Here is a 14,438-nt window from a genome sequence, read left to right on the forward strand (position 1 = left end):
TTATGACCCACTTGTTTACAACGCCGGGTATAAGACGCAGGTTAGGCATCAAAAGCCCACATATTTTCAGTTCAGAGGTTAGATTATGAAAGTCAAAGGCGCGCATTACAGGTCGATCTGGTGGGACAAATCAGAAGCGGAAGTTCGCATCATCGACCAGCGATGGTTGCCCCATGACTTTCGGATCGTGACGCTGAAGTCACTGGCTGATTTTGCCACTGCCATTCGGGACATGTGGGTTCGGGGCGCCCCTCTGATCGGCGCGACAGCCGCGTTCGGGATCGCAGAACAGATGTCACGCGACAGCTCGGACGCTGCATTCGAAAACGCCTATGAGGTTCTGCACGCAACGCGTCCGACTGCAATCAACCTGAAATGGGCACTGGACAGATGCCGCGAAGTATTGATGCCACTGGCGCTAAGCGACCGGGCCGAGCGTGCGTGGCAATTGGCGCAGGATGTGTCGGACGAAGATGTCGAGATCAATGCCTCGATCGGGCGGCACGGATTGCAGCTGATCAAGGACATCGCGGCCAAGAAACCGGAAGGCGAACCTGTTCGTTTGCTGACCCATTGCAATGCGGGTTGGCTGGCAACTGTGGATTGGGGCACAGCCACCAGCCCGATGTATCATGCCCATGAAGCAGGTATTCCCATCCATGTATGGGTGGATGAAACCCGCCCCCGCAATCAGGGTGCGCTTACATCCTGGGAACTGGGTGAACACGGCATTCCGCATCGCTATATCGTGGACAACGCAGGAGGACACCTGATGCAGCACGGGATGGTGGATGCGGTGATCACCGGGACCGACCGCACTACCGCGCAAGGGGACGTGTGCAACAAGATCGGCACGTATCTCAAGGCGCTGGCGGCGCATGACAACGGTGTGCCGTTCTACGTCGCGCTGCCTTCCCCAACGATTGATTGGACAGTGCACGACGGTGTGTCTGAAATTCCGATTGAAGAACGCGATCAGACCGAGGTGACGCATGTGATGGGTATCGACGATCAGGGTGGAATTGCCAATCTTCGCGTTACTCCAGATGGCACCGAGGGCGGAAATCCGGCCTTCGACGTCACACCCAATCGTCTGGTGACCGGGCTAATTACCGAACGCGGCGTATGCGCGGCCTCAGAGGAAGGATTGGCGGGGTTGTTTCCGGAACATCAGGGCTGAGCCGAACCCTGCGTGACGGCATGTCGGTACCTGCCGGAGCTCTGGCGATCCGCTAAACGCTGTGTTCACTTCACAATTAAAGCCGGCGGACCTGCTCAGGCCGCAGCGAGAGACGCGCGGTTCTCTCGGATGGGCAAATGCACCACGGCACTGAACGCACCTATAGCGATACCGATCCACCAGACCACAGTGTAGTCGCCATATTGGTCATACATCCGCCCGCCCAACCAGATGCCGAGAAAGCTCCCGACCTGGTGGCTCAGGAACACAAGACCATAAAGCGTGCCCATGTAGCGCACACCGTAAAGATGCGCGACAAGACCCGATGTCAGCGGAACCGTCGCCAGCCAAAGCGATCCCATGACAAGCGAGAAAACGATAACCGACAGCGGCGTGATCGGGAAAACGATGAATGCGGCTGCGGCCAAAGTCCGCCCGGTGTAGACCAATGCCAGCAGGTATTTCTTGGGAAAGTGATTGCCCGCCCAACCTGCAAGAAGGGTGCCACCGATATTTGCCAGTCCGATCAATGAAATCGCAACCGCGCCAAGGGCGGAGGTGGACGTTATTCCGATTGAGTCCAGAACCCCGCCGGGCTGTATCGGGCCGCACATTTCGGTCACAAATGCGGGAAAATGCGCGGTCACAAAACCCAATTGATATCCGCAACTGAAGAACCCGATGGCGATCAGTGCAAAAGATGGATCATGGAAGGCCTTGCGCAGGATTTGTCCCATCGTCTCTTCAAGCTCGGCCTTGCTGATTTGCTGCGGCGCCCGCATGAGTGGCAATGTCAGGATCAGCGCCAATATCGCGATGGCAAAGACGATAAAGACCTGCTGCCAAGGCAGAAAAGTCAGCATCCATTCGGCGGTTGGGGCACCAATGACCTGCCCCATGCTACCGGCCGCTGTGACAATCGCGAGAGACATGGAACGGTTTTGATCAGAGGACGCGCGTCCGACGACGGCAAGGACAACACCAAATCCTGTACCCGCAACGCCAAATCCGACAAGCCAGGCATAGGTCTGATGTTCGAACGGAGTGACGGACCAAGCGGACAGGACCAAACCCGCCGCATAGGTCAGCGCCCCCAGAATAATAGCGCGTCGATCGCCGATTTTTTCGGCAATGGCCCCGAAGATGGGCTGACCGATGCCCCATGCCAGATTCTGGATCGCGATGGCCATCGAAAACTCGCTGCGAAGCCACCCGAACTCGTCAGCAATCGGAATCTGAAAGACACCAAAGGACGCGCGTACGGCAAAGCTGACCGTGATGACGATACAGCCGACGATGAGGATCGGATTTAGCATTCGGGCATGCTGCGGCATGGTGCCTCCGGAAGTTTCTCGCGGCAGTTGTCACCTGATACCTCTGTTCCGTCAATTCAGGAGTTTTGCGGCGGAGGATAAGTAAATTTGATGAATCGTGGGAAACGTTTCTTTTCAATGCTCAGACGGGACGTTATGGCTCGGGTATGACGGATCTGATTTCGCTCTATGAGACCCGCATCGCGGATGGCACCCTGACCCGTGATGATGCGCAGGAAGCAGTACTGCCCCATTTCGAGCGCATCCGCACGGCACTCAACGAACCGGTGAAACGCGGATTTTTTCGCAAGGCTCCTGCCCCACCCAAGGGGTTGTATTTGTGGGGCGGCGTCGGGCGCGGCAAGTCGATGCTGATGGATATGTTCGTCGATACTATGGACGATGTGCCCGTACGCAGGGTTCATTTCCATGCCTTCATGCAAGAGATACATGCGGGTCTTCACAAAGCCCGGGAGGATGGTGTCGAAGACGCTTTGGCACCTGTAGCCGACCAGGTCGTCAAATCTGTAAAGGTCCTGGCCTTTGACGAGATGCAGATTACCGATATCACCGATGCGATGATTGTGGGCAGGCTGTTTGACATGCTGCATGAGGGGGGTGTGGTGGTTGTCACGACCTCGAACCGGCACCCGGATGACCTTTATAAAGACGGGCTGAACCGTCAGCTGTTCCTGCCCTTCATCCAGCACATCAAGGAACAGCTTCAGGTCTGGGAACTGATATCGCCAACCGACTATCGTCAGAGCAGGCTTGAGGGCGCACCGGTCTATTTCTCGCCAATTGGACCCGAAGCCCGATCGAAAATCCGCGCGGTCTGGATTGATCTTTCGGGTGGTCCTGCCGAACCGCTGGTGCTGCATGTAAAAGGGCGCGAGGTTGTTTTGCCCGCATATCGCAATGGGGTCGCGCGCGCCTCGTTTTATGACTTATGTGGTCGAATGCTGGGCCCAGGGGACTATCTGGCGATTGCCGAGGCGCTGAAGGTGCTGGTGCTTGAGGATGTTCCTCGTCTATCGCGAAACAATTTTAATGAAGCCAAACGGTTCGTGACTCTGATCGATGCCCTCTATGAGGCCCATGTCCGATTGATCTGTTCGGCCGCCGATGCACCGGAAATGCTGTATGTCGAGGGCGAAGGCACGTTTGAATTTGAGCGCACCGCGTCGCGACTGCGCGAAATGCAGGGCAAAGATTGGGGCAAATAGGGGGCTCTGCCCCCGCCCAGCCCGATGGGCCGGTCTCCCCCGGAGTATTTTTAAAAAGATGAAGATTTAACTGTGCTTGCGCAGGATGTTTCCGGCCAGGTAGAGGGACCCGCAAATCAGGACACGAGCGTCCGGGGACTTGGTCAGGATGGCCTTCAGGGCGGCAGACACATTGTCTGCCGTGCTTGCGGGCAGGTTGACCCGCGTTGCGGCGGCTGCCGTGTCCTCAGCGCTGAGTGTATTGGGTTCTCCGGGGATGGAAACTGCGGTGAGGCTCTGAGCCTGAGCGGCCAGCGGAGCCAGGTAACCAGTGATATCCTTGGTATTCAGCATACCGCAGATCAGATGAGTCGGGCGATCCGGCAAATCGTTCAGAACCTTCGCCAGAGCCTGTCCGGCGGCCGCGTTATGACCGCCGTCCAGCCAAAGCTCCGCCCCACCGGCCTGCGCCACCAGCGGGCCGGATTTTAAGCGCTGCATCCGTGCGGGCCATTCGGCTTTGGTCACGGCGGCTTCGTATGCGTCATCCCCCAGCTTGAGATGTCGAAGTACAGCCAGCGCGGTGCCTGCGTTCTGAATTTGATGCCCGCCCAGCAGGTTCGGCAGGGGCAAGTCGCGAAGACCCGTTTCGTCTTGGTAAATCAGACGTCCGTTTTCTTCTTGGATGTGCCAATGCTGGCCATGCACCAGCAATTGCGCGCCCAAGCGGGCAGCAGTGTATTCGATCACCTCGAGAGCATCATCCTCTTGGGGACCAACGATACAGGGTACACCCGGCTTGATGATGCCCGCCTTCTCCGCCGCGATCTTACCCAGCGTGTCCCCCAGGAACTGTTCGTGGTCAATTGATACCGGCGTGATCACTGTGACTGCCGGTTGTTCGATTACATTCGTTGCGTCCAGACGCCCTCCGAGGCCAACCTCAAGCAAGGCAAAATCGGCGCTGCTGCGTGCAAAAGCCAGCAGGGCAGCGCAGGTTGTGATCTCGAAATAGGTAATATTCTCGCCCCCATTGGCGGCATAGCACTCGTCCAGCACTGCCGTCAGATCGGGTTCCGAGATTAACGCACCAGACAATCGGATGCGTTCGTGGAACCGCGCCAAATGGGGCGAGGTATAGGCGTGCACGGACAACCCTGCCCCCTCAAGCCCGGCGCGGAGCATGGCTTGGGTCGAACCTTTGCCATTGGTGCCTGCGATGTGGATCACAGGGGGCAGTTTTAACTGAGGGTTATCCAGCGCCGCCAGCAAGCGCCAGACGCGATCCAAGGTCAGATCGATGATCTTGGGGTGCAGGGCCATCATCCGGTCAAGGATGACGTCCGATGTCGGGCTGGTCATGACTCCGTCTTGTCCTTGGCGGGCGCTTCTTCCCCGATCGGATCCGGTGAAGGCGCGGGCAGATCCCCTTTGACCGCAGGTGGCTGATTCATCAGCATCCGGGTGATCGTGATCAGTTCGTCGCGCATCTGGGTCCGCTTGGTGACACGGTCCAACATGCCGTGATCCAGCAAGTATTCGGCGCGTTGGAAGCCCTCGGGCAGTTTTTCCCGAATTGTCTGTTCGATAACACGCGGTCCGGCGAAGCAGATCAACGCATTGGGTTCCGAAATATGGATATCGCCCAGCATTGCATAGGACGCGGTCACACCCCCTGTTGTCGGGTGGGTCAGCACGACGATGTAAGGCAGGTTCGCCTCTTTCAGCATCTCGACGGCGACCGTCGTGCGCGGCATCTGCATCAGGCTCAGAATACCTTCCTGCATGCGCGCACCGCCTGCCGCCGAAAACAGAACCAGTGGGCGCTTGAGCTTCACGGCTTCTTGTGCAGCAGCGATGATGGCATTGCCGACATACATACCCATTGAACCGCCCATAAAGGAAAAATCCTGCGCCGCAGCCACGATGGGTGTGCGTCCGATTTCACCTGTGACGACGAGCATGGCCTCTTTCTCGCCTGTCTTCTTCTGCGCCGATTTCATTCTGTCGGGGTATTTTTTCTGATCGCGGAATTGCAGCGGGTCATCTTTGGGTGCGGGCACCTCGACCTCGGTGAAAATACCCCCATCGAACAGATGCGCAAAACGTTCGCGCGGCGTGATCGGCATATGATGGTCACACTGGGTGCAAACATTCTGGTTTTCCGCCAATTCACGATGGAACAGCATGGTGCCGCATTCATCGCATTTGTGCCAAAGGTTTTCGGGCACTTCGCGGCGCGAGAAGATCGAGTTGATCCGGGGGCGGACGTAGTTTGTGATCCAGTTCATGTCGGAACCTTGGCTAGAGCGGCGTTGACGTCAAATAAGACGCAACGGAAGGAATTGCAATCAGCGCCTAAGCACCAGCCTGACCGTAAGCCAACCCACAAACATGATCGCGAAATCGACAAACAGCCACGGTCGCAGGGATTCTGTGTCCGCTGGATCGAACGGGATATGATACAGCGCCAGGCCGCTGATGTTATCCGGCAGCGAAATCAACAGAAGCGCTGTGAAATTATTTAAAAAATGCAGGGCGATAGCAGGTCCCAACGTGCCCGCACGTGCAGTCAGATCAGCCGTCAGTATCCCGAAAACGAACGCCCAAAGGGAGACCAGCAAAGCGTTGTCGCCTGTGGTAAGCGGATCAAAGTGCCCAATGGCAAACAACAGGGACGGAACGCCCATCCAGATCACGCGTGAGTTGAATCGAACCGCCAGGCATTGCTGGAGGTAGCCACGGAACAGGATCTCTTCGGCGCTTGTCTGAATCAGAACCGCTGTTGCAGAAAGTGGCAGCAACAATAGCCATCTGGACAGTGGCAGGTTCGGTTCCAGTGGGGTTCCGAAATCGTAGGGCGGCAGAACCGTCAGGACGAAACCCAGAAGGAAAAGTGCCCATAAGACCGCCCGGAATTGTTGTTTCAGCAACGAAACCGGGCCCAGAATACTGGTCAACCCGCGATGCTGCGCCACGCGGGCAGCCACTGCTACCCCCAGCGTGATAAAACCGAAGCTGGACAGCAGCAGCAGCACCGCAACCGGAGACGAGCCGTCGAAAATCCCGTTGACACTATCAGCGGGTCCTAACCCCACAAGCACGCTCAGTAAAACACCGTTCATGGCGATGACCACCACGACCACAAGCATCAAACCCAAGAACAACCGCCACAATTCCGGATACTGACGGGCGTCGGTCAACAAAAGCCGATGGGCGCGATATGCCTGATCAGCGTGACGCATCATGTTCTGGCGCCTGAGGCTGATCATCCGCGTTGATCGACGTGTTCGTGTTGCGCAATCGTTCTCCGGCCGTTGTCAGGTAACCGGCCACAGTGATCAGAAGCTGGGTTGCGACGCCGGCATCGCTTTCGATGACAGCCCGCAATTCCTCGGCACCAATTCGCAAGAAGGTACAATCGGTTGTTGCAACCAGATCCAACTGTCGTGTGTCACCGGTGATGATCGCCAGATCCCCGATCAATCGACCAGCCTCGACCGTGGACAATGAACGCATTTGCCCATTTTCCTCCATCCACTCAAGGCTGGCCTGGCCCGAGATACAAAGATAGGCCGCATCGGGGACCTGACCGCGCGAAAAGATCACTTGCCCTTTTGCCGCCTCATACCATTGGGCAGAAAATGCCAGAAGGCGTTGATTTCGCCCATCGAGACGCGAGAACAATTCGGTCGAAGAGATAATCTTGAGTTTGCGCGAAAGATCATCAGAGGCGGTGTCCTCAGTCTCGGCTTGGGTGCGCGAGACACCGTCGATACGGCCATCCTTGACGTCGACAAAAATATCATACGCTTCGGGGTGGGCAAAGTGATCCTCCATGAAGATCATGATCGAATCCGGTAGCAATTCGCGCAGTTTCAGCCGGGTTCGTAAGCGACTTTCGGAATCGTGGCTGGCCAGAATTTTATCAAGAATCAGAATGTCCGGGCGTTTGATCCCAGCACGGGAAAATGCGGCGCGTTCCTGAAAGACGGTTGGAAGGTTATTCCCCCCCAGACCGGCTGGCAAATCATAGATGATCGCAGCGGCGCGACGACGCAACCCAGCTTCATTGAGAACCTCTGCGACCACGTCCTCGATCTCGTCCGCCTTGGCACCCGCCATCAAAGACACCCGCCCGTAAAGTGCATTCTCCATCGCGGTCAGACGCGGGACATAGACGTCGGGGCGCACCGGCAAGAACATATCTCCCATGGTCTGTCGCAACTTTTCTGCCTGCTCGCGACGGATCGACAAAATCTTGTCCTTGTATTTGTCCGGAAAGCTCGGGCCAATCTGTTCCGCAGTCAGCATGAATGGAACCGTCAGCAACAACGCCAGGTCCTTGTCACTCAGATTGGTCTCACCTTTGGTCTTACGCCGGTCTTCGATATCCAGAAGACGGTGATACATTTCCTTGGACAACCCAAGCCGCAGGAATAAGGGGTGATCCGCCCCATCCCGACCAAATGTCTGGTTCAGAATTTCCAGGACAGCTTCCGAGATTCTCAGCGCCTCATCATCCAATTCATGGGAGGTCAGCATCGACAGGAACTGCCGGTCACCGGCCAGAAGATCCGGCGCTATATTCCTGGACGGCGAGGCAAAAAGCAGGTTGCCGCCCAACGGCACCGCCGGATTGAACTTGTCGGGTTCAAACCGGTAGACGAATTGATCCAACCCTTTCTCCTTCAACCGCTCAGCGACCGTATCGCGCAGATTGACGATCTCTTGCGCCAACACCGGATGAACGTCCGGATCGAACTGCGATCGCAACGTGCGGCGGAACATGAACTCATCAATGCCCATCGCTTCGACCAGTTTGAACCACCAGTCCCGGATCTCTTCGATATCGTCCAGCCCGGCCAGGCTGGGGTCCACCCACTCGTCGCTAAGCGAATCCGGCGGATTTCCGGCGCGCACCGCCTCGATCTGACGGCGTGAGGGAGGCTGGCTCGCTTCGCTTTCCTGTTGTGGTCGAGTGCGCAGGGGCATCAGAAGGTTGTCACCCAAAGTGCCATCAAACAGGTAGGGCCGCGAATACGCATACCCGATCCGGGCGGCAATCACCGATTGATGCAGCTCGTTCAGATTGTGCTCGCCAATGATTACATCTCCCTGCACCGGCAACAATTCCCGGGTTAGAACCTGTGCAAGGGCCGAGCGCTCGGACGCATGCGTCGACTGGATCGCCACGCGTGCACCCTGCGGGATTTTTAGGTCGATATCTTCCAGTATCGTTTTGCCGTCATCATCGCGCACCGTCACGTTCCTTAACTCGATGTCACCAGTCAGGCGCGGGATGGTCTTGGGTTCTCCTTCAAACAGATGTTCGGGGATCATGTTGGATGGTGCAAACCGTTCCGTCACGATCTCCCACCGCAGCGACATGTCCTGTACCTGATTGTAATAGGTCAACAAATCCTTCCACGGACCGCTCAGATCCTTATACGCCCCTAAGGCGGCCACGAGCGCACCGACCGTGACCTCACCTTTAATGGCCAGATACCCGCCGACCGAAAAGAACAGGAAAGGGGTCATCTGGGTGATCAGATTGTTGAGGAACTTCATGAAGAATTTCTTGTTGTAGATCCGATAACGAATCTCGAACAATGTGCCCAACCGATAGCTGAACTGCGCCAATCTGTATCGCCAGCCGCCATTGGTACGCAGGTCGCTGATACCAGCGGCGCTTTCGCCGATTTCCGAGCTCAGCTGCCGAACCTCCTGAATGCGTTCCTTGTTCAAAAGGTTGATCTGACGCTGCAATTTCGGGATCAGCCACGCTTGCAGCGGAATCAAGGCGATGCTGGCCAGACCGAACCAGACGCTTTGAAGAAAAAGAAACGTCACGATGGTCATCATCTGACCGAACTGAAACACCGGCTGCGCAATCGCATCGCCCATCAGCCCGCCCATGGGTTCGGCCTCGGATGTGATCATGGACACCAGTTCACCCTGACTGGTCGTCGCGAAATAGGATTTGGGAAACCGCATCGTGCGGCTTATCAGGACAAAACGCAGGCGGCGCAGCATCCGTTCCGCCAACACGCCCTTCATCGTGTTGATGCGCATCTTCATCAACCCGCTTGCAATCACCGTGGCAAGAAAAGCGAAACACAGGATCAACAGGTACTGAACCTGCGTGACGGTCATTCCGAACACATCGACACTGTCTGCAGGCGCACCAATAGCATCGTTGATAATCTGTTTGGGCAGCTCAAGCGATGCATACAGAAACGGAAACGAAAGAACTGTCAGCGCCAGAAGCACCAGTTGCTGTTTCTTTGAGTGTTTCCAGATAAAGGAAAATAGGGTAGGTTCCATGCCCTGCCTCAATTTGAAAATGCGCGGTGTATGCACTGCTCGGGCCGCATGCCATAACGGAAAGCAGACCCTAAGCTGCAGCCTGATCTATTGCAAGAAAACAGCGCAGACCCGCAAGCAGAAAGCACCCTTCTGCAAAGCCCGGTTCACTTTTTGGCAAAATTCACATTCTATGGTCAAACACCGCTTGGCGCATTGGGCTTCGTCCTCTACCACGGCGCCCAGTTTCGGAAAAACGACAATGAGCAAGATTCTGGATCGCATTCTCAACACTCGGGCGACGGCGCGGTGGAGGCGTGCTGTTGACCGGGCGGATCAGACCGCCCTGCCGAACTTGCGACGTCAGCGCGATCACGCGCGCCTGCTGAAAACGCAACTGGATCGGTTGATCCAAAAAGCGGACGGCCGCCTGATCCATCCCATCGTGGGATCCGAACAGTTTCCCAAACCGCTTGGCACCGATTGGTCGTGGCGACCAGATGTGTGGAAAGACCCTCTGACAATGCCGGGCATCGCCTCTGCATCCAGAAAGGCAAAGCTCGATCCGCAAGTTACTCTGTTTCACGACTGCGATCTGGCCGAGATCGTTATCCGCCAACTGCGAAATCGCGAGGATCGCGACCTTTCGCCGTTCAGCGTATCGCTGGAAGTGTTCTCGTTTCGCGGGTCATTTTTATCGCTTTCCGTCGAACTCCCGCCCGAGGCCGCGACGGGTATGACGCGGCAGCATCTGGTGCGCCTCGACGCAGCTCTTTTGACCGAACGGCAGACCGGCATCTATGCGCGTCTGAACATTCAGCACGGCCCGAACAGTGAACAGGTTCTGCGTGAGTTGGACATGTCGGATCCGACGGTGACGATCGACTTCGATCTTGCCCATTTGCCGCTGAATGAACGCCGAATTGACAAATTATGGTTGGATCTGATCATTCAGAACCCCGCGATGAACCGGGTGGTCGTGCGCGATTTGACGTTTTGTCGCCATCACCGAGCTGATCTTTAAGGGGATATCTCATGTCGCACGCCACACTGACTCCGATCCGATTTGAGAACGCCCTTTGGGAGGCACATCTGGCCACCGAGTCGGAACCCCGGGTTATCGCGACCCTGCATGGCCACCCCATTCCGGATGTTGATATCTCACCAGTTGACAAAGGTTGGCTGATACAGATTTCGGTCCCGCCAACGGTCATATCCGACGGGGTTCATACGATCGTGGTGCACGATGCAACCACCCAACAGAAACTGGGCGCATTCACCATTGTCGCAGGAGATCCAGCAGCCGACACCCTGCTGGCCGAGGTCAGCTTGCTGCGGGCGGAACTGGATATGCTGAAACAGGCCTTCCGCCGAACGCATGCCCCGCAAGATCAGGACTAAGGTTCTGCCACCACGAGAAATTCACCTGTCAACCTATCTTTCGAGGCGCATTCATGCATCATGGACGCGTGAAATCATGAAAACGGGTGTCCAATGGATCGCAGCAGCGTCGTCAAGATCATAGCGTTGATGGTCACTGCATTCGGGATCGGTATCGATTTCACCGGCGCCTTGATGCTGGTTCCGGCCATTGAAAATACCTTTGATGCGGACATCACCAGCACCCAATGGGTTCTGAACATCTATGCCTTGTTTTTCGCCATGACCATGGTCGCGGGCGGACGCCTTGGCGATATGTACGGGCACCGCAAGATGATGATCATTGGATTGTCGATCTTTCTGTTCGCCTCTGTCTTGTGCTTCGTTGCGCCTGGGCTGGATTACCTGATCGGCGCGCGCGCATTGCAAGGGATCGGGGCTGGCTGTGTCTGGCCCTGCACACTGGCGTTTGGCGCGACTAAAGTTGCCAAAGAAGAACATCGGGCGATGGTAATGGGGCTTATTCTGGCAGGTGTCACCACCGGCAATGTGTTTGGTCCGATGATCAGCGGAGCCGTGGTCAATCTTGGCGATTGGCGGCTGTTCTTTTTGGCCAATGTCATCTTCTCATGCATTTCCATGGCCGTCGCGATCTTCCTGATGGAGCGAGAGACCCAACACAAACAGGGCGAGCATATCGATTTTGCGGGCATGGGCATGCTGTCCTTGGCGGTCTTGTTGCTGCTTTATGGCTTGGATGTCGGCGCTGACTGGGGCTGGACCTCGGTTCCGATCCTTCTTCTGTTCTTTGTCAGCGCGATCCTGTTGGTGTTCTTCCCCAAAGTGGAAAAACGAGTCGAAGAACCGCTTTTGATGCCTCAGTTGATGCAGAACCGCGAGTTCATGATCACCCTCGGCCTTAATATGTTCAATGTCTCGGCGGCTTTTGTCGGCCTGCTTTACTTTCCGCAATACATGCAAAAGGTGCTGGGCTGGTCTGTCTTCCACTCGGCGCTCGGGTTGGCGCCGTTGACCGTTTTGCTTGCAGTCGGCTCGATTGTTTCGGGCACGTTGTACAATGATTTCGGACCGAAACGATTGCTCTTCTGGGGTTATGTATGCGCAACGGTCGGGGCCGCACTCATCGTGGTTCTGCCACAAGGGTGGGGATATTTTCAGATCTTGCCGGGCATGGCGCTGATCGGTCTGGGGGCCACTCTGACTGTGGGGCCATCTGGTACGGCCGCTGTATGTGCGGTTAAGCCCGAGCGTGCCGGTCTGGTCGGCGGGCTCAGCTTCATGACCCATCTAGTCTATGGCGCGATCTCGGTCGCCTGCGCGACAGCCATCATGTATGTCACCAGCCTTTCCCGCCTGCGCACACAACTGCAGACAGAAGGAGTCGACATGTCCGCCGCCGATCAGAAAATCATCAATGGCAGCACGCTGACAGCGGAATCAGCGCAACACATCATGGCAAAGCTGAGCACGGCTGAGGCAGAGAAAGTCAGATCAGCTGTTGCGACGGCATTCGACGGTGGGATGAATATGGCATTTGTCTTCTCAATGCTTTCGGTTTCAATGGGCATCGTTCTTGCGGTGATGCTGGACGAGAAAAAGCTGCACAAAGTCGAAGGCTAGCGAAACCACTGAAATGAAAAGGGCCGCCTGCAGGACGGCCCAGTTATCAGATTTTGTAGCGAATTACTGCGATGGACCAGCAGGGCTGAATGCCGACAAACCTTTCAGGATGTCAATGGCATACGCCAGTTGATAATCCTCTTCCCGCAATTCGGCGGTTGCCTCGGCCTTGGCGCGATCTTCTTCGATCTGGCGAATTTCATCCTCGCTCAGACTGTCATTGTTCAGACTACCGCGCAGATCGGCCTCGGACCGTGTGCGGGGGTTCGTCGTTTCTTCCTCGTCCTCATCGGGTCGGACGCGGGGTTGTTCGACGATAATATCCGGGCTCACACCCAAAGACTGGATTGAGCGTCCGGAGGGCGTGTAATACCGAGACGTCGTCAAGCGCATCGCCCCGTCACCGCGCAAGGGCATAACCGTCTGGACCGAGCCTTTGCCAAAGCTCTTGGTTCCCACCACAATGGCGCGGTGGTGATCCTGCAGCGCTCCTGCAACAATCTCGGACGCCGAGGCCGAGCCGCCGTTGATCAGCACAACAATCGGTTTGCCGCCTGTCAGATCGCCGGGGGTTGCGTTAAACCGCTCACCGTCTTCCGGATCACGACCCCGAGTCGAGACAATCTCACCTTCATCCAAAAATGCGTCTGACACCTTGATCGCCTGCGTCAGCAGCCCGCCGGGGTTGTTGCGCAGATCAAGCACGATGCCGTTTACATTCTCGATACCACCGGCTTCGTCGATCTGCTTTTCCAGCCCGTCCTTGAGGTTCGGGTAGGTCTGGTCATTGAACGTCGTAACCCGCAGCACAACGCTGGTGCCTTCGGTGCGGGCGCGCACGGCGGTCAGCTTGATGGTGTCGCGTATGATGGTGACATCAAACGGGTCGGTTTCACCCTCCCGTACAACGGTGATTATGATTTCCGAGCCCACAGGGCCGCGCATCAGATCAACGGCCTTATCGAGTGTCAGACCCAGAATGCTCTCGCCATCAACATGGGTGATGAAATCTCCGGCCTCGATGCCGGCCTCATCGGCAGGGGTCCCGTCGATCGGAGAGACAACTTTGACAAACCCTTCTTCCTGCGTGACTTCGATACCCAGCCCGCCAAATTCTCCACGGGTCTGCACACGCATCTGTGCCGCATCCTTGGGCGAAAGATAGCTGGAATGTGGGTCAAGTGACGTTAGCATCCCGTCAATGGCCGCCTCGATCAGCTCCTCGGTTTCGACTTCTTCGACATATTGGGCGCGGATGCGTTCGAAAATGTCACCAAACAGGTCCAGCTGCTCATAGACGCTCGCCTTGTTTTCCGCTTCTTGTGCCAGCAAAGGGCCAGCAATCTGAGTGGTCGCTATGATCCCTGCCACGGTGCCGGCCAAACCGGCCATCACAAATTTCTTCATGCTTGT

11 protein-coding genes are annotated in these 14,438 nt (G+C 56.5%); 5 read left to right on the plus strand and 6 right to left on the minus strand.

Annotated features, from left to right (window positions below; genetic code table 11):
* The first annotated feature begins 85 nt into the window (after positions 1-85).
* Positions 86-1,180, plus strand: coding sequence for an S-methyl-5-thioribose-1-phosphate isomerase (mtnA, locus tag ACRZ9X_RS16290; RefSeq protein ID WP_480520736.1), 1,095 nt, complete (start codon positions 86-88; stop codon positions 1,178-1,180).
* 95 nt (positions 1,181-1,275) lie between these two features.
* Here mtnA and ACRZ9X_RS16295 read toward each other — a convergent pair whose 3' ends face one another.
* Positions 1,276-2,514, minus strand: a complete 1,239-nt coding sequence (locus tag ACRZ9X_RS16295; protein ID WP_480520738.1) for an MFS transporter — start codon at positions 2,512-2,514, stop codon at positions 1,276-1,278.
* Positions 2,515-2,660: 146 nt separating this feature from the next.
* Here ACRZ9X_RS16295 and zapE point away from each other — a divergent pair, with 146 nt between their 5' ends.
* A complete protein-coding gene (gene zapE, locus ACRZ9X_RS16300) occupies positions 2,661-3,719 on the plus strand; it encodes a cell division protein ZapE (protein WP_480520740.1) in 1,059 nt (352 codons plus the stop codon).
* A 66-nt stretch (positions 3,720-3,785) separates the two neighbouring features.
* Here the strand turns inward: zapE and ACRZ9X_RS16305 are convergent, their stop codons facing one another.
* Genes ACRZ9X_RS16305 through ACRZ9X_RS16320 form a run of 4 tightly spaced genes read right to left on the minus strand, consistent with a single transcriptional unit; the run spans position 3,786 to position 10,025 of the window.
* Positions 3,786-5,060: a bifunctional folylpolyglutamate synthase/dihydrofolate synthase gene (locus ACRZ9X_RS16305; protein WP_480520742.1), complete on the minus strand. Its 1,275-nt coding sequence runs from the start codon at positions 5,058-5,060 to the stop codon at positions 3,786-3,788.
* Entirely contained in the window at positions 5,057-5,989 is a 933-nt protein-coding gene (gene accD / locus ACRZ9X_RS16310) for an acetyl-CoA carboxylase, carboxyltransferase subunit beta (protein WP_480520744.1), read from the minus strand. The genes ACRZ9X_RS16305 and accD overlap by 4 nt, the downstream gene beginning before the upstream one ends.
* Positions 5,990-6,049: 60 nt before the next feature.
* A complete protein-coding gene (locus ACRZ9X_RS16315; protein WP_480520746.1) occupies positions 6,050-6,946 on the minus strand; it encodes a CPBP family intramembrane glutamic endopeptidase in 897 nt (298 codons plus the stop codon).
* Positions 6,930-10,025 carry an ABC transporter transmembrane domain-containing protein gene (locus ACRZ9X_RS16320; protein WP_480520748.1) on the minus strand — a complete coding sequence of 1,032 codons (3,096 nt, stop codon included), beginning with the start codon at positions 10,023-10,025 and terminating at the stop codon, positions 6,930-6,932. The genes ACRZ9X_RS16315 and ACRZ9X_RS16320 overlap by 17 nt, the downstream gene beginning before the upstream one ends.
* A gap of 241 nt (positions 10,026-10,266) precedes the next feature.
* Between ACRZ9X_RS16320 and ACRZ9X_RS16325 the strand changes: the two genes are divergently transcribed.
* The 3 genes from ACRZ9X_RS16325 to ACRZ9X_RS16335 all read left to right on the plus strand — a co-directional run bounded on the left by ACRZ9X_RS16325 (position 10,267) and on the right by ACRZ9X_RS16335 (position 13,025).
* The gene (locus tag ACRZ9X_RS16325) at positions 10,267-11,028 is read left to right on the plus strand and encodes a DUF6478 family protein (protein ID WP_480520750.1); all 762 of its coding nucleotides are present in this window, start codon (positions 10,267-10,269) and stop codon (positions 11,026-11,028) included.
* A gap of 11 nt (positions 11,029-11,039) precedes the next feature.
* Complete coding sequence (locus ACRZ9X_RS16330) at positions 11,040-11,405, plus strand: hypothetical protein (protein WP_480520752.1); 366 nt, start codon at positions 11,040-11,042, stop codon at positions 11,403-11,405.
* A 93-nt stretch (positions 11,406-11,498) separates the two neighbouring features.
* On the plus strand, positions 11,499-13,025 hold the full coding sequence (locus ACRZ9X_RS16335; RefSeq protein WP_480520754.1) for an MFS transporter: 1,527 nt from the start codon (positions 11,499-11,501) through the stop codon (positions 13,023-13,025).
* A 63-nt stretch (positions 13,026-13,088) separates the two neighbouring features.
* On the opposite strand, the gene ACRZ9X_RS16340 is transcribed toward ACRZ9X_RS16335, so the two are convergent.
* Positions 13,089-14,432, minus strand: a complete 1,344-nt coding sequence (locus tag ACRZ9X_RS16340; protein ID WP_480520756.1) for a S41 family peptidase — start codon at positions 14,430-14,432, stop codon at positions 13,089-13,091.
* Positions 14,433-14,438: the final 6 nt, after the last annotated feature.

It is taken from the genome of Ruegeria sp. AL1 (genome assembly GCF_056540905.1).